Origin of the sequence: Flagellimonas sp. MMG031, from assembly GCF_040112705.1 — a bacterium.
In the GTDB taxonomy this organism is placed as follows: domain Bacteria; phylum Bacteroidota; class Bacteroidia; order Flavobacteriales; family Flavobacteriaceae; genus Flagellimonas.
In genome coordinates this window covers 80,805-105,868 of sequence record NZ_CP157804.1, presented here as the reverse complement: position 1 = coordinate 105,868, position 25,064 = coordinate 80,805, and the positions used below count along the sequence as shown (strand labels likewise).

General features: G+C 42.0%; 21 protein-coding genes and 1 pseudogene. 18 read left to right on the top strand and 4 right to left on the bottom strand.

Features of this window, described 5'->3' with window-relative positions; translation table 11 throughout:
• The first annotated feature begins 66 nt into the window (after positions 1–66).
• The 5 genes from gldK to ABNE31_RS00450 all read left to right on the top strand — a co-directional run bounded on the left by gldK (position 67) and on the right by ABNE31_RS00450 (position 6,008).
• Positions 67–1,446, top strand: a complete 1,380-nt coding sequence (gldK, locus tag ABNE31_RS00470) for a gliding motility lipoprotein GldK (RefSeq protein WP_179385691.1) — start codon at positions 67–69, stop codon at positions 1,444–1,446.
• A gap of 91 nt (positions 1,447–1,537) precedes the next feature.
• Positions 1,538–2,194 carry a gliding motility protein GldL gene (gene gldL, locus ABNE31_RS00465; protein WP_179385690.1) on the top strand — a complete coding sequence of 219 codons (657 nt, stop codon included), beginning with the start codon at positions 1,538–1,540 and terminating at the stop codon, positions 2,192–2,194.
• A 66-nt stretch (positions 2,195–2,260) separates the two neighbouring features.
• A complete protein-coding gene (gldM, locus tag ABNE31_RS00460; protein ID WP_349351961.1) occupies positions 2,261–3,832 on the top strand; it encodes a gliding motility protein GldM in 1,572 nt (523 codons plus the stop codon).
• 26 nt (positions 3,833–3,858) lie between these two features.
• Complete coding sequence (gldN, locus tag ABNE31_RS00455) at positions 3,859–4,761, top strand: gliding motility protein GldN (protein ID WP_179385688.1); 903 nt, start codon at positions 3,859–3,861, stop codon at positions 4,759–4,761.
• Positions 4,762–4,952: 191 nt separating this feature from the next.
• A complete protein-coding gene (locus tag ABNE31_RS00450; RefSeq protein ID WP_349351960.1) occupies positions 4,953–6,008 on the top strand; it encodes an FAD-dependent oxidoreductase in 1,056 nt (351 codons plus the stop codon).
• Here the strand turns inward: ABNE31_RS00450 and ABNE31_RS00445 are convergent.
• On the bottom strand, positions 6,005–6,409 hold the full coding sequence (locus ABNE31_RS00445) for a DUF983 domain-containing protein (RefSeq protein WP_293280330.1): 405 nt from the start codon (positions 6,407–6,409) through the stop codon (positions 6,005–6,007). The two genes, ABNE31_RS00450 and ABNE31_RS00445, sit on opposite strands and share 4 nt — an antisense overlap.
• A gap of 66 nt (positions 6,410–6,475) precedes the next feature.
• On the opposite strand from ABNE31_RS00445, the gene ABNE31_RS00440 reads away from it, so the two are divergent.
• The 6 genes from ABNE31_RS00440 (at position 6,476) to ABNE31_RS00415 (ending at position 15,495) form a co-directional block, all read left to right on the top strand.
• Complete coding sequence (locus ABNE31_RS00440; RefSeq protein ID WP_349351959.1) at positions 6,476–8,392, top strand: ABC-F family ATP-binding cassette domain-containing protein; 1,917 nt, start codon at positions 6,476–6,478, stop codon at positions 8,390–8,392.
• Positions 8,393–8,526: 134 nt separating this feature from the next.
• A complete protein-coding gene (locus ABNE31_RS00435) occupies positions 8,527–9,414 on the top strand; it encodes a leucine-rich repeat domain-containing protein (protein ID WP_306012326.1) in 888 nt (295 codons plus the stop codon).
• A gap of 147 nt (positions 9,415–9,561) precedes the next feature.
• On the top strand, positions 9,562–10,683 hold the full coding sequence (locus ABNE31_RS00430) for an HlyD family efflux transporter periplasmic adaptor subunit (RefSeq protein WP_349351958.1): 1,122 nt from the start codon (positions 9,562–9,564) through the stop codon (positions 10,681–10,683).
• An 11-nt stretch (positions 10,684–10,694) separates the two neighbouring features.
• Positions 10,695–13,985, top strand: a complete 3,291-nt coding sequence (locus ABNE31_RS00425; RefSeq protein WP_349351957.1) for an efflux RND transporter permease subunit — start codon at positions 10,695–10,697, stop codon at positions 13,983–13,985.
• Positions 13,985–15,310 carry a TolC family protein gene (locus ABNE31_RS00420; protein WP_293286996.1) on the top strand — a complete coding sequence of 442 codons (1,326 nt, stop codon included), beginning with the start codon at positions 13,985–13,987 and terminating at the stop codon, positions 15,308–15,310. The genes ABNE31_RS00425 and ABNE31_RS00420 overlap by 1 nt, the downstream gene beginning before the upstream one ends.
• A gap of 2 nt (positions 15,311–15,312) precedes the next feature.
• Complete coding sequence (locus ABNE31_RS00415) at positions 15,313–15,495, top strand: CPXCG motif-containing cysteine-rich protein (protein WP_179385680.1); 183 nt, start codon at positions 15,313–15,315, stop codon at positions 15,493–15,495.
• Between the two features lie 55 nt (positions 15,496–15,550).
• Here the strand turns inward: ABNE31_RS00415 and ABNE31_RS00410 are convergent, their stop codons facing one another.
• Together ABNE31_RS00410 and ABNE31_RS00405 are read right to left on the bottom strand one after the other, a co-directional pair.
• Entirely contained in the window at positions 15,551–16,381 is an 831-nt protein-coding gene (locus tag ABNE31_RS00410; protein ID WP_349351956.1) for a glycoside hydrolase family 16 protein, read from the bottom strand.
• A 65-nt stretch (positions 16,382–16,446) separates the two neighbouring features.
• Positions 16,447–17,628: an MFS transporter gene (locus tag ABNE31_RS00405; RefSeq protein WP_349351955.1), complete on the bottom strand. Its 1,182-nt coding sequence runs from the start codon at positions 17,626–17,628 to the stop codon at positions 16,447–16,449.
• Between the two features lie 348 nt (positions 17,629–17,976).
• Between ABNE31_RS00405 and ABNE31_RS00400 the strand changes: the two genes are divergently transcribed.
• From ABNE31_RS00400 to ABNE31_RS00375, 6 genes and pseudogenes are all read left to right on the top strand, one after another.
• Complete coding sequence (locus tag ABNE31_RS00400) at positions 17,977–19,311, top strand: tyrosine-type recombinase/integrase (protein WP_252080641.1); 1,335 nt, start codon at positions 17,977–17,979, stop codon at positions 19,309–19,311.
• Between the two features lie 816 nt (positions 19,312–20,127).
• Positions 20,128–20,736: pseudogene (locus ABNE31_RS00395) on the top strand (recombinase family protein).
• Between the two features lie 87 nt (positions 20,737–20,823).
• A complete protein-coding gene (locus tag ABNE31_RS00390; protein ID WP_252080640.1) occupies positions 20,824–21,411 on the top strand; it encodes a Crp/Fnr family transcriptional regulator in 588 nt (195 codons plus the stop codon).
• A gap of 99 nt (positions 21,412–21,510) precedes the next feature.
• On the top strand, positions 21,511–22,179 hold the full coding sequence (locus ABNE31_RS00385; RefSeq protein WP_252080639.1) for a peroxiredoxin-like family protein: 669 nt from the start codon (positions 21,511–21,513) through the stop codon (positions 22,177–22,179).
• Positions 22,176–22,550 carry a hypothetical protein gene (locus ABNE31_RS00380; RefSeq protein ID WP_252080638.1) on the top strand — a complete coding sequence of 125 codons (375 nt, stop codon included), beginning with the start codon at positions 22,176–22,178 and terminating at the stop codon, positions 22,548–22,550. The genes ABNE31_RS00385 and ABNE31_RS00380 overlap by 4 nt, the downstream gene beginning before the upstream one ends.
• A gap of 5 nt (positions 22,551–22,555) precedes the next feature.
• Positions 22,556–23,389 carry an oxidoreductase gene (locus tag ABNE31_RS00375; protein WP_252080637.1) on the top strand — a complete coding sequence of 278 codons (834 nt, stop codon included), beginning with the start codon at positions 22,556–22,558 and terminating at the stop codon, positions 23,387–23,389.
• A gap of 408 nt (positions 23,390–23,797) precedes the next feature.
• Here the strand turns inward: ABNE31_RS00375 and ABNE31_RS00370 are convergent, their stop codons facing one another.
• Positions 23,798–24,163, bottom strand: a complete 366-nt coding sequence (locus tag ABNE31_RS00370) for a DoxX family protein (protein WP_252080636.1) — start codon at positions 24,161–24,163, stop codon at positions 23,798–23,800.
• Positions 24,164–24,479: 316 nt separating this feature from the next.
• On the opposite strand from ABNE31_RS00370, the gene ABNE31_RS00365 reads away from it, so the two are divergent.
• Entirely contained in the window at positions 24,480–25,055 is a 576-nt protein-coding gene (locus ABNE31_RS00365; protein WP_252080635.1) for a hypothetical protein, read from the top strand.
• Positions 25,056–25,064 lie beyond the last annotated feature (9 nt).

Below are 25,064 nucleotides of genomic sequence, written 5' to 3'. Positions count from 1 at the left end.
TTTGAGAATAATGAATCTGTGTAGCACAGTTATTAAAATCTTGAATCGAACAATTTAACCTAAAGTATGAGAAAGCTATTCTTTTCATCTATAGCACTTGTTTTTTTGCTTACCAGTTGCGGCTCTAAATCAAGGTCCAAAGGTGAACTAGTTGGGGTCAGTGGTAAAAAATGGCACCCGGAAAAACCTTATGGAATGGAATTGATTCCCAGGGGCGCCTTTGTGATGGGTAAAGCCGAGGAGGATCAGGCCAAAGTATTGAATGCTCCTACAAGAACGGTAACCGTTCGTTCCTTTTATATGGACGATACGGAAATCACCAACAGTGAGTACCGTCAGTTTGTGGAGTGGGTCAAGGATTCCATCGTAAGAACAAGATTGGCCATTTTGGCCGATGAGTTGGGCATAGGACCTGAGGACGAAGGCATCGGAGAGTATGCTTTTAAGGATACCGATACCACCGAACTTTCGGTTTACGACAAGTACATGTTGGACAACTACGCCGGTCTTGGGGCAACTGGATACGAAGGCAGGGCGTTGAACAAGGATGTGGACCTAGTTTGGGATACTTCGGAATATCCCGATGAGTACTACGCTGAGGTTATGGATTCCATGTATCTTCCGGAAGAGGAAAGCTACAACGGATTGCGAAGCATCGACGTTACCAAAATCAAATACAAGTATAGCTGGATGGACATCGAGGCTGCGGCCAGGGCACGGTCTGGAAGCCGAAAGGACTTCATCAAGCAAGAAGAGTTGGAAATCTACCCAGATACCACCGTGTGGATCCGTGATTTCGAATACAGTTACAATGAGCCCATGCACAACGATTACTTCTGGCATGATGCTTATAGCGATTATCCTGTAGTAGGGGTAAACTGGATGCAGGCCAAAGCGTTCTGTAACTGGAGGACCAAATTCAAGAACGACGATCAAAAAAGTCGCGGTAAGCAATTTGTCAACCAATTTAGGTTGCCTACCGAAGCTGAGTGGGAGTACGCCGCCAGAGGTGGTATTGAAGGAGGAACTTACCCTTGGGGTGGTCCTTATGTGATCAGCGATACTGGTTGTTTTATGGCCAACTTTAAACCACAACGTGGTGACTATGCCGCCGATGCCGCACTGTATACCGTAGAGGCCAAATCATTTGAACCAAACGATTACAACTTGTACAATATGGCCGGTAACGTTTCCGAATGGACAAACTCCAGCTTTGACCCCGGAGCGTACGAATACCTTTCCACCATGAACCCAAATATAGGTTCACAGGACAACAAACGTAAGGTGATCCGTGGAGGTTCTTGGAAAGATGTTGCTTACTTCCTACAGGTGAGCACAAGGGATTACGAATACCAAGACTCTGCAAGAAGCTACATTGGTTTCCGAACCGTTCAGGATTATATGGGCGAGGAAGATTCCACCAACGGAAGCAGAAGCGGACTTTAATACAATAACAACGAGGAGAACATTATATAAATAACAAGTAACAGTAGTAACCAAATACTTATTTATATAACACTTAATTAAAACTAGAATTATGGCACAGTCAAAATCAACAAAAAAGCTGTTTAACATGGCCTACGGGCTTGGAGCGTCAGTGGTAATCATTGGTGCATTGTTCAAGATCCTTCACTGGGAGTTTGGACCACTTACTGGTGGACTTCTTCTTGCTGTCGGACTTATTACGGAAGCATTGATCTTCGCTATCTCTGCATTTGAACCGGTAGACGACGAATACGATTGGTCTTTGGTATATCCAGAATTGTCCGGAGGTCAAGCGGATGCCAAAAGAAAGCAAGAGGCAAAAGATGCCCAAGAAGCAGAAGGATTGCTTTCCAAGAAATTGGACAACTTGCTTAAAGAAGCTAAAATCGATTCCGAGCTATTTGCCAATTTGGGAGAAAGTATCAAGAGTTTTGAAGGTGCCGCCAAGAATATCACTCCTACTACAGATGCAATTCAGCACACTAAGAAATACTCTGAGGAATTGTCCCACGCTGCAGCCCAAATGGAATCTTTGAACAGCTTGTACAAAGTACAATTGGAAAGTGCCAGCAGACAAGCTTCCATTAACGAGGAAGTAGTACAGAACGCAGGAGCGTTGAAAGAGCAAATGCAATCTTTGGCCACCAACCTTTCTTCATTGAACGGTGTGTACGGTGGTATGCTAACCGCCATGGGAGGCAGAAACTAATTAGAGGTTTTTGATCAACAAAAAACAAACCAAATCAAATTAATTATTAAATCTAATTAGAAAAACATGGCAGGAGGAAAACAAACACCACGTCAGAAGATGATCAACCTTATGTACTTGATCTTCATCGCGATGTTGGCATTGAATATGAGCAAGGAAGTACTTGCGGCTTTCGGACTTATGAACGAAAAGCTGGAAACTTCCAACACCAACATGGACGCCAATAACTCCACTTTCTTTGCAAGCTTGGAAACCAAAGCTTCTGAAAACGCAGAGGAGTATGGCGAACTGTACGAAGATGCTCAGCAGATCAAGCAACTTTCCGATAACTACTACAGTTATTTGGAAGGATTGAAGAAAGAAATGACCGCAGATTTGGAAGATGACAAAGATTATGTGGTTATGGACAAGTCTGACTACTTGGACCAAAAGTTCTTTCAGGGCGACAACTTGGGCCCAGAAGGGAAAAAGTTCATGGAGCAGATTGAAACCTATCGTGAAGGTGTGATCAACGCTTTGCCCGCAGAAGGTTTTGAATCTTTGAAATCAGCTGTAAAAACCCGTTTTGCCACAGGAGGTGAAGACGGTAAGGTTGAGAAAAGAGATGGTACACGCCAAGATTGGATCAACTATCACTTCGAAGGCTTTCCATTGGTAGCTTCTTTGACCAAGATGACCCAATTGCAGGCCGATATCAAAACTACCGAGCAAGAGGTGTTGAAGACCCTTTTGGAAGGTGAGTTGACCGAAGCGGTTTCCTTGACCAATTTTGCCAGTACATTGGCTGCCCCTAAAACGGCATACTACGCTGGTGAAAAATACGATGGTAAAATCATTGTGAGCAAAACGGACAAGACTTCCACTCCCGTAAAAGCAGAATTGACTTTGGACGGAAGACCATTGACCCAAGGTAAGGACTACGAATTGGAAGCTGGTGGTATCAAAATGTTGATCAGCGCCGGTACTCCAGGTGACCACACCATTAAAGGAACGATGTATTACATGCAGGATGGCGAAGAGGTGCCAGTGGAAGTGAACAATACTTTCGCTACAATCTCCATGCCTAATGCAGCGGTAATCTCCGCAGATAAAATGAACGTGGTGTATCGTGGTGTTGCTAACCCAATGACCATTTCCATTCCTGGTATTCCAGATAACAAAGTGAACGCATCAGCCCCTGGTTTGACCAGAAGAAGCGGTAGCCAGTATATCATGAACCCAGGTACAGGAAGGTCTGTGACCATCACTGCCTCTGGTACATTGCCTGATGGTAAGGGAATCAGCACCAAGTCTGAATTCCGTATCAAGGATATTCCAAGGCCAAGTGGTACTGTTCGAGGAGAGTCCGGAAGCATCAAAATGCCAAGGAACAACCTGGAAATCGCCACTGTTAGCGCTATGTTGGAAGACTTCGATTTTGACTTGAACCTTGCCGTAAGCGAGTTTAAGTTCAAAGTGCCAGGTCAACCTACCGTAGTGGTACAAGGCAACAAATTGGACAGCAGAGCCAAATCTGTACTTAGAAGAGCCGATAGAGGCGAGTCTGTCCAGATATTCGATATCCAAGCTTACATCACAAACAACAAGAGCTACAAGTTGAAAAAAGTATCTCCTGTAGTGGTTGAGCTTACAAACTAAGAAGTATAAAAAGTATACAAGTGATCATGAATTGGAAAAACGCATTGTTAATTGGATTGTTGGGCATATTGCCAGTATCAATCATGGCGCAGGCAAACATTTTGAATGCCAAGCTGCCCGAAGATATCGGTAAAAAAACCCAAGCTCAAATAGAGCAAGATGCCGATGAGCCATTGGAATACGGATATGTGGATGATAGGGATATCCTTTGGTCCAAGACCGTATGGGAAATCATCGATCTTGACGAACGAGTCAACTTTCCACTCTATTACCCAACCGATACCATAGGTATTGGGGCGGATAGAAGGTCGCTGTACCATGTGCTGATGAAGAACATCAGAAATGGAAACCTTACAGAGGTTTATGCAGACTCCTACTTTACGGAAAAACGTAAACTGGCAGACCTTGCCGCTACCTTGAGCAAAGTGGATACCACCGACCTTGGTTACGAGCAGGTAAACGCCGGCGAGCAGGTTTCCCCAGAGTTTATCAACAAAAGGGACTTGACCGCTGCCGATATCGAGGAGTACCGTATAAAAGGTATCTGGTATTTCGACAAACGCCAGGGAGAGCTTAAGTATCGCTTATTGGGAATTGCACCCGTTGCTCCGGACGTGAACTTCATCGACGATGAATCCATCGATCCAGGAGAAAACAAAGTGGAATTGTTCTGGGTATGGTATCCAGCGGCACGTAAAATTTTGCACGATGCCAAAGTATACAACCAGCGCAATTCGGCAAGACCCATTTCCTTTGATATGCTGTTGAACGCACGTCGATTCAATGGAGTGATCTACAAAGAGGAAAACGTTCACGAAGACCGTGAAATAAGTGATTACATTTTTGATAATGCATTGTTCCAACTCTTGGAGGCCCAACGAATCAAGGAGGGCATACGAGACAGGGAACAAGATATGTGGGCATATTAATGAAGCTCGGTTTTTTCGACCTTCGGTCGCAGGAAACCAATAGCTGAATTAATCCCGAAGAATTTCGGGATACCACAAACAACATATTTCCAATTCAATACAGCAAAACGCCGCACTCAGTGCGGCGTTTTTTTTGCATTAAACTCAAGACAACGGGCAGAATAAATCAAACAGATGCCTAATTTTGCGGTATGTTGGATTATATCGTAGTAGGTCTGGGTTTGGCAGGAATTTCGTTCTGCGAAGTATTGGAAAGTGAAGGCAAAAGCTTTACCGTAATTGCCGACGATTCCCAAAGGGCCTCCTTGGTCGCTGGAGGCTTGTACAATCCCGTTATTTTAAAAAGATTTACCCTAGCTTGGAAGGCCAAACAACAATTGGAACTGGTCAAACCGTTTTATCAAAATTTAGAGGAGAAACTTGGGGTGAAAGTAGATTATGACCTTCCGGTGTGGCGCAAGTTTGCCTCGGTCGAAGAACAAAACCTTTGGTTTGAGGCCGCCGACCGTCCCGGTCTGGATTACTTTTTGTCCACCAACATACATCCGAACACCAATCCCGCCATTGATGCTTTGCACGGTTTTGGCGAAGTAAAACATACAGGCAGAGTAGATACCCATGCCATGGTAAGTGCCTACAAAAACTACTTGGAGCAAGCAGGGAAATTTATAAAGGAGTCTTTTGATTATGATGCCTTTTCTATTGAAGAAGATAGTGTCACCTATAAAGGAACCGTCGCCAAAAAAATAGTTTTTGCCTGTGGATATGGCCTGAAACAAGACCCTTATTTTGGATACTTGCCCTTGAACGGAACCAAAGGGGAGTTGCTGGTCATCCATGCTACGGATTACCAAGAGCAGCATGTGATCAAATCCTCAGTGTTTACCATTCCCATGGAGAACGACCGCTATTTGGTGGGTGCCACTTACAAATGGAAGGATAAGACCAACGAACCCACCGAAGCCTCCAAGAACGAACTCTTGGAAAAGCTACGAACGTTTTTGCAATGCGATTTTGAGGTTGTAGACCATGTTGCAGGAATTCGTCCTACGGTGGTGGACCGTCGGCCCTTGGTGGGTAGGCATCCAGAGCATCAAAATCTATATGTCCTAAATGGATTTGGTTCCCGAGGAGTGCTTATTGGGCCCTATGCTTCGCGCCAACTTTTCGATTATATTGAAAATGACAGGGAATTAGATCCCGAAATGGACATCCAACGATTCACCAAAAAATACTATGCGGTTTAGCCTTTGGCGACGGCTTCGTGCTTTTTGACGGAAGAAGGGTCGTACTTTACAAAAAAGTTGATCCAAATATTTCGGGAAAGTCGGATAATGACGGGCATAAAAACCACCAACGTACCTACAATGGCAATAAAGGCGGTCGGTAGTGATGCGCCCAAGAACAAAAAGGAAATCACAAAAGCGGCCACTGCAAAGGCAATCCCCACCCCATAGCTCACGTACATGGCGCCGTAGAAAAAAGAAGGCTCTATTTTGTACTTCAAACCGCAATGGGAGCATCTCTCGTTCATCTTAAAAATCTTGGACAACGCATACGGGTTGGAATTTTCATACATGCTCTCCTCATGGCATCTTGGACAGTTTCCTGTTAAAATACTGTACATTTTGGTTCCTTTTTTTAACATTTGCACGGCTTTTGTACAAAAGTATACATTCGCCAATTAAAGTTTTGTAATCAAGGTCACATAAAAATGCTAAATGTTCACAATCTTTCCGTAGCCTTTGGGGGCGAATACCTGTTCGAGGAAATATCCTTCCGTCTCAACGGGGGCGACCGCGTAGGCCTTATCGGGAAGAACGGTGCGGGTAAATCTACCATGCTCAAATTGCTGGCCAAGGAAATGCCCTTGGATGAAGGAGCTATTGCCACCGAAAAGAACATCAGGATTGGCTTTCTGAAGCAGGATATCGATTTTGAAGAGGGCCGGACCGTACTTGAAGAATCCTATCAAGCGTTCTCTGAGATCAAGGAGATGGAACTGAAATTGGACGAGATCAATACCGCCTTGGCAGAGCGCACCGATTATGAAAGTGACGGGTACCATCAACTCATGGTAGACCTGAACGATGTGACCCATCGTTATGAAATTTTAGGTGGCTACAACTATCAAGGTGATACCGAAAAAGTGCTTCTGGGTCTAGGATTCAAAAGGGAGGACTTCAATAAGCTCACCGATACATTTTCGGGAGGATGGCGTATGCGGATAGAGCTGGCCAAACTGCTATTGCAAAACAATGATGTGTTGCTGCTGGATGAGCCTACCAACCACTTGGATATTGAGTCCATCATTTGGTTGGAGCAATTCCTTCGCAATTTTACGGGAGCGGTGGTAATCGTTTCCCACGATAAAATGTTCTTGGACAATGTCACCAACCGTACCATCGAAATTTCATTGGGAAGGATTTACGATTACAATAAACCCTACTCCCAATTTTTGGTGCACCGCCAAGAAATCAAGGAGCAACAATTGAGCGCACAGAAAAACCAAGAGAAACAGATACAGCAGACCGAACGGCTGATTGAAAAGTTCCGGGCCAAATCCAGTAAGGCTTCCATGGCGCAGTCCTTGATCAAAAAACTGGACAAAATGGACCGCATCGAAGTGGATGAGGAGGACAATAGCGTGATGAATGTGCGCTTCCCCGTATCGGTCACTCCAGGTAAGGTGGTTGCGGAACTTAATGGCATCTCCAAAAGTTATGGCCCCAAAAAAGTGCTGGAAGATATCGACCTTATGGTGGATAGAGGCAGCAAAACGGCCTTTGTGGGTCAGAACGGGCAGGGAAAGACCACCTTGGCCAAAATTATGGTGGGCGAACTGGATTATCAGGGCAATCTAAAAATGGGCCATAATGTGCAATTGGGCTATTTTGCCCAGAACCAAGCCGAGTATTTGGATGGCAATAAGACCATTTTGGATACCATGATTGATGCGGCCAACGAGACCAATCGAAGTAGGGTAAGGGATATTCTCGGTTCTTTTCTTTTTAGGGGCGATGAGGTGGATAAGTACGTAAAGGTTCTGTCAGGTGGGGAACGAAACCGCTTGGCACTGGCCAAAATGTTGTTGCAGCCCTTTAATGTGCTCGTAATGGACGAACCTACCAACCATTTGGACATCAAATCCAAAAATGTATTGAAGCAAGCACTCCAAAATTTCGAGGGAACCTTGATTTTGGTCTCCCACGACCGTGATTTTCTCCAAGGATTAACCGATAGGGTATATGAATTTAAGGATGGAGGCATCAAGGAATATTTGGGCGATATTGACTTTTATCTGGAGCAACGGAAAATGGAAGACTTCCGAAGTGTGGAAAAGGGCGATGCAAAAAAAGAGGCAACCAAGTCCGAAGAAAAACCGAAGGAGAACGAGTATCATGTCCAAAAGAAGCAAAAATCCCTTAAGAATAAGTTGAGCGGGGTAGAAAAGAGGATATCCCAGCTCGAAAAACAAATTGCTGATATTGACCATGATTTGCTGATGGATTACGATGCCACCATTGCAAAGCCCAACTTTTTTGATAACTACGAAGGAAAAAAGAAGGAATTGGAATCCCTAATGGAAGATTGGGAGAGCCTATCCCATGAGCTGGAAGCATTGAATTAATCAATGCTCCAACCTTTTCACCACATATTTTATAGGATTCACAACATTAGGGTGTAAGTTCATCGATTAAAGTTGTAGGATGTTTCTCATTTTTATTACTTTGTAAGTAAATTCCTTACAACTAAACAGGAAAGATGAAAAAAGTAACCCCATTTTTCTTTTGCTTGCTGTTTTCCATCGGTATATCTTTTGCCAGTGGACAGGTTTCCCCCGAAGAAAAAGCTGCTTTGGTGGACCTATACAATAGCACCAATGGCCCTGAATGGAATACTTCTTGGGATTTGGAAGCCCCTGCCAATACTTGGAAGGGGATAGAGGTCCAAGATGGCCATGTGACCGGGATAACATTGTTTATGAATAATTTAAGCGGTGTGCTTCCGGAAAGCATCGGAAATTTAAGGCATTTGACCACGCTTAATCTTGCATTCAACCAAATTACGGGCGTACTTCCAAAGGATATTGTCAAATTGGAAAAACTAAAAGTGCTCCGTTTGGAAATGAACAGAATTAAAGGCGCCATTCCTACGGAAGTTGGCAATTGCAAGGAATTGGAAATCTTTTCCATGTTCAATAATTTTTTGAGCGGTCCTATACCAGAAAGCTTTGGAGAGCTCAAAAATCTAAAAGAACTCAACCTTTCCAGCAACAATCTAAAGGGAATTATCCCAAGTTCAATCGGGAACCTATCCAAATTGGAAGCGCTTGGACTTTTTGAAAATATGTTGGAGGGCCAGATACCATCGGAAATTGGAAACTTGGTTCAACTCAAGGAATTGGTATTGTCCAACAATCGTTTGGGTGGTGAGATTCCGGCAGAATTTGGTCAATTGGCAAGCTTGCAAATTTTACAACTTCAAAATAACCGTTTTGATTCGTTCAATGCTCTGCAAGGGATGGATTCGAAGCAATTCCTTGTTTTTGACACCGATGATAAGTCATTGAGCCCTAAATTCAAGGAAATCAATATAGATCGGACTCGAATGGCAGATACCAAATTTGAGGACGAGAACGAAAACGAGTAGTTAGTTATTACTTTAGTTTGTTTGGTTGGGGATGCCGTTTGGGGTCCCCTTTTTGTATTTGACCGGGTTTACAACGTATTTTAGGAAATATTTAACCATTGTAAAAATCGAAGGGAATAGATTTGCACAGATTAAACCAACTTACGCATGCGAAAGCTCATCATATCGGCAGTTGTTGGAGGCATTATCATCTTCGCCTCCCTGTATTTCGCTGGACTTATTGCAGACAGCAAGGATAACAGAAGACCGCCATCACAAAAAATCGTAAAGACCGTTTTTGTAGATACCGTTAAAAATACCACCGTACCCATTCGGGTTCCGGCCAATGGTAATCTGCAGGCCAAAAAAAGGTTGGAACTTTTCTCTGAGGTACAGGGTGTGTTTAGGCCTGGCAGCAAATTGTTCCGTACTGGACAAGCATACAGCGCAGGACAAACGCTTATCCGAATCGATGCCAGCGAATACTACGCAACCGTACAATCCGCCAAAAGCAATCTGTACAATTTGTTGACCTCCATTATGCCCGACTTGAGGTTGGACTACCCGGAAATCTACCCCAAATGGCAACAATACCTCAATAGTTTTGATTTGGACAAGACCACTCCGGAATTACCTTCCATGGATTCGGAAAAGGAGAAATTCTTTATTACGGGGAGGGAAATCATTACGACCTATTACAATGTGAAAAATTTGGAGCAGCGTCTCACCAAATATACCATTACAGCGCCTTTTAGCGGTGTGTTGACCGAAGCATTGGTTACCGAGGGAACATTGATTCGTTCGGGGCAGAAGCTTGGCGAGTTCATCGATACAGGCCTGTACGAACTGGAAGTATCCGTAAGTAAAACCTATGGGGATTTTTTACGCGTAGGGAAAAAGGTAGAGCTGACAAATTTGGAAAAGACCCAAACCTACATGGGAGAGGTTACCCGGGTGAACAGTAGGGTGGACCAGAACTCCCAGACTATTATGGTCTACATCGAAGTTAGTGGTGACGACTTGAAAGAAGGTCAATATTTGGAAGCCAATCTTGAGGCCAAGGAAGAGACCGATGCCATTGAGGTCAACCGATCGCTATTATTGGAAAACAACCAGATTTTTGTGGTTCGGGATTCTATTCTGGACCTTATGGATGTTCAACCAGTTTTCTTCACCGATAAGACTGTAGTGCTCAAGAACGTTCCCGATGGCGAAGTCATCGTGGCAAAACCCATGACAGGTGCATACGCCGGTATGTTGGTGCGCACCTTTGACGAAAGTAAATCCTAATATCGTAAGCTATGAGAAAGCTCATCTCGTATTTTATTAAATACCACATGGCAGTAAATGTCTTTATCTTGGCATTTTTTGTCTTTGGTATTGTTGGGATTCTTTCCTTAAAATCGTCCTTCTTTCCGCTGAACGAGGCCCGTAACATTACCATTTCCATTACCTATCCCGGGGCATCCCCCCAAGAAATCGAAGAAGGTATTGTTCTCAAGATAGAGGACAACCTTAAAGGTTTGGAAGGTGTAGAACGTGTAACCTCTACCTCTAGGGAAAATAGCGGTACCATCAACGTGGAAATCGAAAAGGAGCGAAATGTTGATTTTATGCTGTTGGAGGTCAAAAATGCGGTGGATCGGGTGCCCACCTTCCCAACAGGGATGGAACCTTTGATTGTGGCCAAACAGGAACCGGTAAGGCCAACAATTAGTTTTGCCGTCAGCGGTAAGGACATTCCGTTGGTCACTTTAAAGCAAATAGCCCGTCAAATCGAAAACGACCTTAGGGCTATCGATGGGATTTCCCAGATTCAAATTGATGGGTATCCCGACGAAGAAATTGAAATCGCTGTTGATGAAAACAGTCTTTTGGCTTACAACCTATCCTTTGCCGATGTGGCGCAGGCCGTTTCCAATGCCAATATCTTGGTCACTGGAGGTAATATCAAGACCGTAACCGAGGAATATCTGATCAGGGCCAACAACCGCTCCTATTATGGGGACGAACTTTCCAACATCATCGTTAGGGGAGATGCTGCCGGCCGTGCCGTGCGATTAAAGGATGTTGCCGTCATCAGGGACCGTTTTTCGGAAACTCCCAACGCTTCCTATTTTAATGGGGAGCTTGCGGTGAACATCACCATCACCAGTACCAACACCGAAGACTTAATGGGCTCCGCCGAAAATGTGAGGCAATATATCGAGGAGTTCAACGAAAAATATACCAATGTACGATTGGATGTCATCGACGACCGCTCCACGACATTGACCCAGCGAACCCAATTATTGACGGAGAACGCCATTGTAGGGATGATCTTGGTTTTGGTGTTCCTATCCCTTTTCTTGAATACGAGGTTGGCATTTTGGGTGGCCTTTGGACTTCCGATTGCCTTTTTGGGAATGTTTGTTTTCGCACCCATGTTCAACGTTACCATCAATGTGCTTTCCCTCTTCGGGATGATCATTGTTATCGGTATTTTGGTGGATGATGGTATTGTGATCGCAGAAAATATCTATCAACATTATGAAGATGGGAAATCACCCGTGCAAGCTGCTTTGGATGGCACCATGGAAGTGATACCGCCCATTATTTCCGCTATCATCACCACTATATTGGCCTTTTCCATATTCTTGTTCTTGGATAGCCGTATCGGGGAATTCTTCGGGGAGGTCTCGGTAATCGTGATTCTGACGCTGGTGGTATCGTTGGTAGAAGCATTGATCATACTCCCGGCACACTTGGCGCATTCCAAAGCGCTCCGCCCCCAAACGACTAAACCAAAGACAACCATAGGAAAAGTATTTGCCCAGCTGCGCGTCATCAATAAAATTGGGGACAGGATCATGAACTACATGCGGGACAATTTATACAGTCCTGCCCTGCGGTTTATGTTAAACTACAAATTCCTCACTTTTGCCCTGTTCTTCATGGCATTGGCCCTCACCTTGGGTTCCATAAGCGGAGGGATTATCAGAACGGCCTTTTTCCCACGGATTGCCAGTGATCAGGTATCCATCAACTTAACGATGCCCAACGGTACCAATGAAAAAGTGACCGATTCCATTATCAGTCTCATTCAAGATAAGGCACATATTGTAAATCAAGAACTTACGGACGAATATCTGCAGGGCATGGACAAAATGCTATTTGTCAACATGATCAAAAATTTAGGTCCGGGTGCATCCAATGCCACTCTGGAAATCAATCTATTGCCAGGTGAGGAACGCCCCGATGGCATCCGTGCCGATATGGTGACCACACGACTGCGCGAGCTGGTAGGCCCGGTCATCGGAGTGGAAAGCTTGATCTACGGTTCCGGAGGGAACTTTGGGGGAAGTCCGGTTTCGGTCTCCCTTTTGGGCAACAATATTGCCGAATTGAAGGCGGCCAAAACCGAGCTGAAACAAGCCATGGAAGCCAACGCCAATCTAAAGGATGTTACCGATAACGACCCTGCGGGAATCAAGGAAATACGATTACAGCTCAAAGAGAACGCTTACTTGCTGGGGCTCGACCTCAGAACGGTCATGAACCAAGTTCGGGGTGGATTCTTTGGTGCTCAGGCGCAACGTTTCCAAAGGGGACAGGATGAAATACGGGTTTGGGTGCGCTATAATCGTGAAAATAGATCATCCATTTCCGACTTGGACGAAATGCGGATTTTGGCTCCCAGCGGTGACCGAATTCCTTTAAAGGAAATTGCAACCTACACTATAGAAAGGGGAGATGTAGCCATTAACCACTTGGAAGGAAGAAGGGAAATACAAGTTTCTTCTGATTTGACCGACCCAGAAACCACCAGTGGAACCGATGCCATGTTATGGATACGAAATGAAGTGTTGCCTGATATTTTGGCCAAATACCCATCCATCACCCCTTCGTACGAGGGACAGAACCGGGAAGCCAATAAATTGATAGGATCCCTAGGGTTTGTGGGTCCAATCGTTTTATTCCTGATTTTTATTGTCATATCCTTCACTTTTAGAAGTATCAGTCAACCTTTATTGTTGATTTTTATGGTGCCCTTTAGTTTAACGGCAGTGGCATGGGGACACTATATACACGGATTCCCGATCAATGTACTTTCTATGTTGGGAATCATTGCCTTGATCGGTATTATGGTGAATGATGGATTGGTACTGATCGGTAAATTCAATATCAATCTGCGTAATGGAATGAAGTTTGACGAAGCCATATACGAAGCAGGAAAGTCCCGTTTTAGGGCTATCTTTTTGACATCGGTAACCACTATTGCCGGTTTGGCACCCTTACTATTGGAAAAAAGTCGTCAGGCCCAGTTCCTTAAACCTATGGCCATTTCCATTGCCTATGGGATCGGTTTTGCCACAGTGCTGACCCTGCTCATGCTCCCATTGCTACTTTCCTTTGGAAACAACGTAAAAGTATTGGCAAAACGACTTTGGACCGGAGAAGAGGTTACGCCAGAGGAAGTGGAACGCGCCATTCGGGAACAGCACGAAGAAGAAGAGATGCAATCTGGCATGGTTCACTTAAACGGAACTGAGAGCTCAAATGTGTCAAAAAACAGAGAAGAAACCTCAAAAGTTGTAGAAGAGACCACATAATGAGAAGCTTTTTTTATAGACTACCCTTGATTTTATTGTTTTTTGGTTCATTGGCCTACGCCCAAGAAGAGGTGTTGACCAAGGAGGAGGCCATTGATTTGGTATTGGAAAACAACTTGGACATTCAGGTGGCCCGAAATACCAAAACCATCGATGAGAACAATGCGGGTATCCTAAATTCAGGTTATCTGCCCACAGTTTCCGGCAATGCCAGCGGAAGTATCGACAAGCAGAACTCCGAAGGTATCTTGGCCAACGGTGATGTAAGGAGTGCAGAAGGAGCCGAGACGCGCAGGTACAGCGCAGCGGTGAACGTGAACTACACCTTATTTGATGGCCTTGGAAGGTACTATAACTACAAAAGTTTTCAAGAACGCTCGGAGCAATCCGAGTTGGAGGTTAGGCAAACAATCGAGACCACCATTCTCCAATTGTTTACCGTGTACTACGAGGCGGCACGCCTCACCGAAAACACGAATACCTTGGAACAGGCCTTGGAGATTTCAAAGGATAGGCTCAAAAGGGCCCAATATCAATTTGAGTTTGGACAAAATACCGGGTTGGACGTACTGAATGCCGAAGTGGACATCAATACGGATAGCATCAATCTATTGAATTCCAGACAGCAGCTCCGAAATACGATGCGGGACCTGAATTTGATTCTGAACCGTGACCTTTCCGCCCAATTTGAAGCTGATACTACGGTTACCTTTGTTCCGGGACTTCAAATGGAAAATATGTACAACGAGGCCCAGATGAACAATGTGAGGCTCCAGATTGCCGAAAAGAACATCAATATGGGGCGATATGATATCAGGGTAGCGCGTAGTGGATTTTTACCTACCATCGGCCTGACCGGAACCTATGGTTGGAACGAATCCAACAACAATAGTCCATTGGCATTCGTACTACAGAATACATCAACTGGGGTCACTGGAGCCATAAACCTTACTTGGAACCTGTTTGACGGTGGTACGACCATTACGGGGATAAAAAACGCCAAGATAGCCTACCAAAATCAGGAGATTGCCAAAAAGCAAATCCAATTGGAGGTGGAACGCGATATACGAAACGCATGGGACAGTTATACCAATGCCCTATATGTGTTGGAAGTTCAAGAAAAAAACCTGCAGACCAACCAGAACAACTTTAAACGTACTGACGAGCGTTATAAATTGGGGCAGGTGACCTCCATTGAATTTAGGCAGGCCCAGTTGAACCTTTTGAACGCTGAATTGGCCAAGAGTCAGGCCAAATACAATGCGAAATTGGCCGAGCTTCAAATGCTTCAAGTGAGTGGTCAATTGCTGAATGTAGAATTTTAGATATGTTCGAGCATTTTTTCCAATGTCCGTACTGTTGGGAAGAAATATCTTTTTTGCTCGATACTTCCATTCCCGAACAGACCTACGTAGAAGATTGCGAAGTATGCTGCAATCCCATAGAGGCTACAGCACAATGTAGGCAACAGGAACTGGTTTTCTTCGAGGCGAGGGAATTGGGCCAGTAAAGGACACCACTTTTTACTTAGTCTACCCGAGAGATGATGAATCTATGCCGATTAGTTACTGATAGATTCTCACATAATCGATTTCGAGGGTCCCTTCGGTAAAATCTGCTGGGACTTCCCCACCAAGGTTACCGCCCATGGCAATGTTCAGAATCAAATAGTGCGGATGGTTGAACGGTTTGTCATTGGAATTGGGCAATTCGTATACCAACGTATCGTCCACATAAGTTTTGATGCTCTCACTGCTCCACTCCATGGCATACACATGGAATTCGGAAGAAGCATTCGCTACTTTTGTTTCTCCTCCAATTTCTTTGTAGACCTTTGTGTTCAAGTCGCCCCAATGGAAATGGGAAATAGTACTGTCTTTGTCCCAACCGGTTTGCTCCATAATATCGATTTCTCCAGAAAGTGGCCATCCCACACTGCCATACTGGTCATCGAAGTAATTTCCGGTTTCGTCCACATTGGCGCCCAGCGTCCAAATGGCTGGCCAAGTCCCGGCCGATCTGGGTAATTTGGCCCGTACCTCCACACGTCCATACGTAAAGGCAAATTTTGCGTTCATCCGGGCCGAAGTATATTTCTTTTGACTTCCTTGATATGCATAAGGTTCCTTAAGCGCCCTTATTTTGAGGGTGCCTTTGTTGACAATGGAGTTTTCTTCCCTGTTGGTATAATGTTGTAGTTCATCATTGTGCCAACTTCCATTATTCGGGGGTATCACTTGATGGTGCCATTTGCTAGGGTCGGGCCTTCCATCCCCCTCGAATTCATCAACAAACACCAAGTTATCAAAAGTGTTTTGATGCGTGCTTTTTTTAATGGTTGGAACATCTTGACCAAGAAGGCCAAGGCTTAGTAAAAGAAAAATGAAACTTCTCAAAATAATACAAGTTTGATAGTCGTAAAACTACTAAACAAAAGCGGGATAGCGGTGGTGCATGCTGTCTAAGCTTTTCTTTTTTGTGTGTAGAGTATCGAGATTCCGATACAGGCCCCTATAAACGCCAAACAACCTCCTACCACACTGGAGTAATTCACCCCTAAGCCAAAAACCATGGGCAACCCTCCAAAATAGGCTCCGGAAGCATTGCCCATATTAAAGGCACTTTGGTTCATCGAGGAACCCAGTTTTTCGGCACCTTTGGCCGCCCGGATAATAGCAATTTGAATGGGTGCGGTTATCGAAAAGGTAATCACGCCAACAATAAAGCTCAGCACAAATACAGCAATGGTATATTCCGCGAGAATGGAATTCAGTATCAGTACGGTCGTCATGGAAAGCATACTGATGACCACCGACCTGACCGGATTAAAGATTTCTACCATGCGTGCGCCCAAAAAATTGCCCAAGAACATACCACAGCCCGCTACAATCATGACATACCCTACGTAGGATTCGGGCAATATGGTCACCGAAATAACCAGCGGGGCAATGTAACTGTACCAGGCAAAGAAACCTCCCGACCCTATGGTGGTCAATGCGATAAGTGCCCATAATTTTTTGTTTTTCAACCCGGGAGAGGGATTTGCGCCTTCAGTATCATCAATACTTTCCAGATTCTCTTTGGGCATCCAAAAATAAAGACTGGATAAGGTGGCGATTCCAGCAAATCCTACCAATATAAAGGAGTAGCTCCAATGGATTTCTTGGCCGATATAGGTGCCCAATGGCACACCTAAAATATTGGCAACCGTCAAGCCCGAGAACATTACGGCCATTGCTTGGGCCGCCTTTCCGGGCCTTGCCAAATAGCCCGACACCACGGCACCAATACCAAAAAACGCCCCATGGGGCATGCCCGATAAAAATCGGAACAGCATCATTACCCAATAGTTGCCCGAGAAGGCCGATAAGGTATTGAACACGGTGAACCATAGCATCAAGAACAACAATGTCTTTTTCGGATTTAAATGGGTGGTGATCCGTGCCATGAACGGTCCCCCAATCACCACTCCAAGGGCATAGATAGCGATAAAATGACCTGCTTTGGGGATGGATATGTCCAAGGAATCGGCAATATTGGGTAGAATCCCCATAATAACGAACTCGGTAAGGCCTATGCCAAAGCCACCGATAGCAAGTGATAACAGGGCTTTTTTGTTGGTGGGTTGCGTAGTGTTCTTCAAGCGTGTTTTATTAAGGGGCAAAGGTAATGGCTAGGAATGAAACTGGTTAGGGAAAGTCATTCGAAATCGAAGTGGGAATCGGTTGTGTGCAAAACAAAAAAAGCTCCTTGAAATTTCAAGGAGCTTTGTAGTAGCGGGGACTGGACTCGAACCAGCGACCTTCGGGTTATGAGCTTCATAATTTATACATCAATAAATATTTAAATAATTGAAAATTAATTAATTATATTTTTTTAAATGTTAAATAATACCGAATAATTCCATTTAAAATCAATTTATTCTGTACCTATTCTGTACCCCTTTTTTTGTTTAAAGTTGTACATTTATTAAGGATTAAAGAGGATAGTTATGGCCAGTATTAAGATTGTTCGGCGGAAAAATAAGGAAAGAAAGGACGGTTCAGCACCACTTGCATTGCGAGTAAGCGATAATTACAGAACAAGTTATCGGTTTTTGGGCCAGTATATTCTTGAAAAAGATTGGGATAAAACTGCTTCTACGGTCAAAAGGTCACATCCCAATTATAAAAAGTTGAACAACTTTCTTATGAAAAAGTTGATAGAGGCCAATGATATTTATTTTGATTTGAAGAAAGAAAGCCTAACTCCAAAACAAGCCCTGCAAAAGTTGAAAGGAGTGGAAGGGGAAAAACCTTTTTTTGTGCTAGCTGCTGAACGTATAAAGGATAAATACGATAGGGGAACCATTTCTGTTGCCAAGGCTGAAATGTCAATTCTTTTCAATATCGATGAATTTTTAAACCTTAAACGTTCCTTGAAGAAAGATGAAATCATTGAGGGTATCAAAAGACGGAGAAAAAAACGCATAAGTGATGGACGCAAATCGGAAACCGACTTTTATGATTCGGTACTTTATTTCAAAAACAAACCGTTACTTAGATTTCAAGATATCAATGAACGTTTTCTTGAAAGGTTCAAGAATTTTTGTACTATTTATTTAGGGCATAAAGAACGAACCATAACCAATCAACTTATCTTCATCCGTACTTTGTTCAACGTGGCTATAAGAGACGACATAGTTCCATCTAAATATTACCCCTTTGCTGGTGACAAGGAAAAAATAAGGATTGGCTCAGGTCATAAAATCGGTCTTACGATCAAAGAAGTTGAAAGCATCGAACAATTGGAATTAGAACCAGGAACTTCTATTTGGCACACCCGAAATGTATGGTTAATGTCTTTTTATTTTGCCGGAATACGTATTTCAGATGTTGTGCAGATTAAATGGAGTGATTTCAAAGATAATCGCTTGTTCTATGTAATGAACAAGAACTCTAAACCGGTAAGTTTAAAAATCCCATATAAAGCGCAGGCCATTTTGAATTTATATACGAATGACAAAGAATTGAATAATGGCTATGTGTTTCCCTTTCTAAAGGATGTCAATCCCAAAGACACCAAAGCGGTTTTTGTAAAAACAAGAAATGCTACAAAGCTTTTCAATAAATACCTTCGAAGAATCGCTAGACTTTGCGAAATAGACAAACCCCTTTCAAATCATATTGCACGTCACACTTTTGGGAATATTGCCGGAGACAAGATTCATCCCTTAATGCTTCAAAAACTCTATCGCCACAGCGATTTAAAAACTACTTTGAACTATCAAGCGAATTTTATCCATAAGGAAGCTGATGAGGCATTGGATAGTGTAATAAATTTTTAATTTTCAAATTCAAGTCGAATCACTTTGTAGTTTTAAAAATCATTTGGTCTAAAAGAATTATTCATAACCGTACATCATATATTTTGTTACAAGTCCTTACCTTCAACTTTTGCGCTTGGTTCCTATCGGTTTTTTGCCCTGTTCGGAAAGACAAGTTCAGTTAACTGCTCTAAGGAAACAACAACCACTTAGTTAATTGATACTCTATACACCAAAGAAAGGTATTTGGGTTTTCACGCTCGCGTGAAAAAACGAATAGCAAGAGGGTGATGCGCAAATTGCGCCATCACGGTTGTTTTCGGGTCTTCAACAAGTTGAAAACCAGTCAATTGAACAAATTTTGAAATCCTGCACAAAATCAGGGGCTACAGTAGACTTTTCCGAAATCTACAGTAAATCCTTTGGCAGGCCCAGTAAACACTGGAAATTTTTGACGAAAAAATTGGCGCAAATTCACTAAAAAACAAAATCGCACCTATGGAAAAGCAATCTAAAGCTTAAAATAACGGAATGGAGATTGGAACGATATAAAATTGAGGCAACAGACCATTGGATCACTTCGAATGATGAGAAGAGTATACCGGATTAATAGATAAAATTGCCTCGCTCAGTAAGGTTAGTTTGGCAAGATTTGGGGCTTGCAGCACTCCACTGCGTTGCGTTCGCCATTATATCGATTTCTGATTTATGAGAGGTTTTTTTAACCACCGTTTTATTGAACTTTCAGTGCAAAACGAGTCCGCTGGTTTGTTAAAGTTCATTTCACCGTACTAAATAAATAGTTTACATTCTACCGTTTATTTAAACTTTCAGGTTATGGTTTTTGGATATGCGCGGGTGAGTGCCATGGAACAAAGGTTGGATCTTCAGTTGGATGCACTGCTCAAAGAAGGGATTCCACAAAAGAACATTTACACGGATAAAGTATCGAGTACCAGGGAAGAACGAAAGAGTTTAAGCAAGCTTTTGAGATATGTTAGAGAGGGTGATACAATCGTTGTATGAAAATTGGACAGACTGGCCAGAAGCCTGATTCATTTTACCAAGCTTATTACAAAGTTAAAGGGAAAGGGAGTTCGTTTCAGGAGTATCACAGAACCTTTCATAGATACTACGGAGAAGTCTTCACATTCGGAATTCATCATCAACATATTTGCAGCCTTGGCACAATTGGGAAGGGATATCATCATAGAACGGACCAAAGCTGGCTTGGAATCAGCAAGAAGAAGAGGGAAGATTTTGGGAGCTCCAAAGGGGTTAAGTAAGAAAAATCAACAAAAAGCTGTACTTTGTGAGGAGTATTTCAATGACGGCGTGTTGACCGTCACCGAAATATGTGAACGATTGAGCATTTCCAAGGCCACTTATTACAAGTATTTAAGGCATAGGGGGCTTTCGGGAAAGTTGGGATCATATAGAAGATAATCAAATACATCGATTTAATTCCATTTTTGATGTATATAGATGTATTTTGTGTTTATATAAACAAGTTGTGGCACATTTGAAAAAACATTGAAACAATACGAAGGCATATTAGAAAACATTGGTAAACACGTTACTCTTACCAAAGAGGAAACGGAAAAATTTATTGGCATAATCCGAACTACGAAAGTCAAAAAACGACAGTTTATTGACCAACCGAATTACGTTTGTCAATACCGAAACTACGTTGTGAAAGGAGCATTTCGTTCTTATATTATAGATGACGAAGGCAAAGAACACACCGTTCAAATTGCACTTGAGGATTGGTTTGTAAGTGATTTTTACAGCTACATAACACAGACACCCGCAACCCTTTTTGTAGAAGCTTTAGAAGATTCAACCATACTTCAAATGACCTATGACGATATAGAAGGACTTTGCAAAGAAATCCACGCCTTGAGCGAATATTTTAGAATTACAACGGAGAGAGCATTTGCTTTTTCAAGAAAGCGTGCATTATCCAATTTGAGCTTAACAGCAGAAGAACGCTACTTGGAATTACTCAATCGCTATCCAAATATGATTAAGCGTGTACCGCAAAAAGTGATCGCTTCATATTTAGGCTTTACACCCGAATTTCTTTCTAAGATAAGGAGAGACCTCGCTTCAAAATCTTAATCTACTTCAAGACTATTTCCTAATCCAGTTCATTTTTGAAGCTGGCACATTGCCACACCTTTGTAGTGTCGATTTTGACTTCACAAAAAACAAATTAAAATGAACACAGAAAAAAAATCCTATCAAGAAAACTTAAAAGACTTGCGAGATAATTTAGGAAATATGCTTCCAAAAGAGGCACTCGCAATATTTGACAACGATGCAGAAAGTCTTCAAGTAAACCACAATTCCATTCTGAAATTGCAAGAGGGCGAGAAAGCACCCGATTTTTCTCTTACAAATGCCAAAGACAAAACCGTAAGACTTTCAGAGTTGCTAAAAAAAGAAAAAGTCGTCCTTACCTTCTACAGAGGCTCGTGGTGTCCTTACTGCAATTTGCAATTATCACATTATCAAAAGTCGTTGGACGAGATTCACGATTTAGGAGCAGAATTAGTTGCAATATCGTCACAAACGCCAGATGAATCTCTAAACGTAAAAGAAAAAAATGAACTCAACTTTGAGGTTTTGAGCGACAATGGTAATATGGTGGCAAGACAATATACAACCGTATTCAAAAATGCCGATGCACCAGTAAATACCATGACTGAACTCGGGTTTGATTTTGACGCTCACTATTCGGACGATTCAAGAGAATTGCCAATACCTGCGGTATTCGTCATCGAAAAGGATTCAACCGTTTCTTTCGCAAAATCATTAGGTGGCGATTACAGAAACCGTGTTGAGGCTTCTGAAATAATTAACCATTTAAAAAATGTGTCAAAATGAAAAACTCAATTCAAAACATCTCAAATTGGCTGCTGGCAGTTTTAATGGTCGTTTTTGGACTTAACAAGTTTCTTGGTTTTATTCCTGTAGAACCACCAACTGACCCTACTGCTCAGCAATTTATAGGAACAATGTTTTCAACATACCTATTTGTAGTTGTTGCCATTGCCGAAATTATTGGTGGAATTTTATTAGCTATCCAAAAAACAAAAATTGTGGGTTGGTTAATACTACTTCCTGTAATTTTCAATATAGCTGCTTTTCACGTTGCACATGACTTTGTTGGCAACGGCATTTGGTTGCTACCGACCATACTATTTTTGATAGCAAGCTATTTCCAAAAAGAAAAATTATACTCACTTATAAATTAAGAGTTATGAAAAGCAAGATTTGGTTAATCACAGGTATATCGAGCGGTTTGGGTAAAGCACTTGCCAAATCCGTAATTGAAAAAGGCGACTTCGTCATCGGCACGTTTCGCAAGCAATCCCAAGTTGACGAATTCAACGAGAAATATTCCAATAGAGCGTTTTCAGTACTTTTAGACATTATCGATGAACAAAGTATCGAAAGAAATGTAGAAAAATTAATCTCGAAATTCGAAAGAATTGACGTTTTGGTCAATAATGCTGGTGTTGGATTTGTAGGTGCAATTGAAGAAACGTCAATGGGAGAAGCCCGAAAGGTTTTTGAAGCAAATTTTTTCGGAACGTTGAAATTGACACAGACAATTCTTTCGCATATGCGAAATGAGAAAAACGGACACATAATACAGATTTCGTCACATGGTGGAATTAAGGCGTTTGCAGGTTTCGGAATTTACAACGCGAGTAAATTTGCATTGGAAGGTTTTAGCGAAGCTTTGTCACAAGAAGTGGAGCCCCTTGGAATAAAGGTTTTGATAGTTGAACCAGGACCATTCAGAACAAATTTTGCTGGAAACAGACTTGGAGAAGCCGAAAAAGTAATTGATGATTATTCGAATACGGCAGGAGCGTTTAGAACCAAACTGAAAGGAGTTGATGGAAAACAAGAAGGACATCCTGTAAAAGCGTCAAAAGCAATTATTGACTTGGTTTATTCTGAAAACCCCACACTTAGGTTACCTCTTGGAAAGGTTCCACTTATGACAATCGGAATGAAATTGGACAGCGTTAAATCGGATTTAGAAAATAACCGAGAAATTGCTGAACAAGCTGTGTACGAATAAAAACGTGCCACAACAACGTGTATAAGCAATAGCGTTACTAAAGTTCAACTAAACGATAACAAGATAGTAGATGGAGAATGTGATATTCTCATGCTTGACATTATTTTTAAACTGAATGACTAGAAAGTTTATCAGAATTGTACTTTTTACTCTTGGAATATTATCCATCAGTTATGGGATATAAAACTTCTTTTGACTAAAAAGGATTGAAGAACTATCAAGTGAACCTGGTTTAGGTGGGTTAGCTGTTTGGGCAATTTCTTGGATATTTACAATTCTTGAATTGTAAATATCCAACTCAAAATATTTTCAAAAACGCAATATTGGTTATCTATCAAAACTAACCTGAATATTATCAAATAAATAAAACTATTCTTGAATTTAATGCCCTTGCTTACGTTGATTGTTTTAGTTTTTCTTTATAAAAACTTTTCGGTCAGTATACCAAGAAACAGCAATAAAAAGGAATGCCAGAATTGCCATCAAGTAAGCACCGTCTTTAGCTAAAATATGTGCTGCCATTGCCAAGAGGACGTCATAAAAGAAGCCAGCATATGCCAATTCTTTTAAAAATATAGGTCTACGAATAAGAATAATGGCAACACCCAATACCTTGGCAATAGCTAAAGGATAAATTAGCCAACTTGGAAAGCCCAAATGGTCAAAGAATAGGCTAACTTGCTTAAAGTTTAATAAATACATGCCCGCACTATATAAAAAGATAAGGCACATCAATCCAGTAGAAATCCAATAAACTATTTTTGTTGTATTCATAGATTTAATTTTTGATTTAGTACAAACTAACCTTAAAAGCTTGCGTAGTTAAATTTTAAATAAAACTAGTTAATAGTTCTTCCATTCTTTTTACCCTATTACTGTGTAGAATTTTTCAAATAATCAGTTAGCTAAAATTAGTTCCTAGATTCCTTAAGTAAACATTGATTCAATTTAATGTAGGGACAAGAAATTGGTAATCCTTTTTTGAGTACATCACTTTTATGGAATTAGTATACAAACATCCGTGTTTTGTATACAGTTTACTTATTCATGAGTACGAATTTTGGTTTATTAATTATTCAAATCAAATCGCATGAAAAAAATAATAGCATTAACTATTTCCTTTATGTTTTTACTGTTAAATAATAAAATCCATTCCCAAGATGGAACAGGTGGATTATCCATAGAGTCATCAATTCCTTATTGGTTGAGCGATGGTTACTCAATCGGCGCATCATACTTTAAACCAAATAGCCATTTCAGTTTTGGTTCTAGTGTAGAGGGACTTACCTATACCAATGAAAATTTAAAAGAAACTGTTTTCAAAAATGGAGAAAACTTGGAACAGGTTCGGCTACGTTACTTAATCCGCACAGAGGTACGATATTATTTGAATATGGACAAAGAAGGTTTCTATGGTGGTGTTCGAATTGGATATGAAGAATGGACAATTAAATTCAATGGTTTCGAAGCGTCCGTTGATGATTCATTTATGTCACCAATTGTAGGTTATTGTTGGTATCCATGGGGCAAGAAGGGTTTGATGATTCATCCATACCTAGGGGCAATATTTATACTCGGGGAAGGTGAAGCAATCTTGGCGGATGAAACTTTTAAACTGAATTCGGTACTGCCTAATCCAGGAATAATAATTGGTTGGAGAATCTAAATCTTTTTT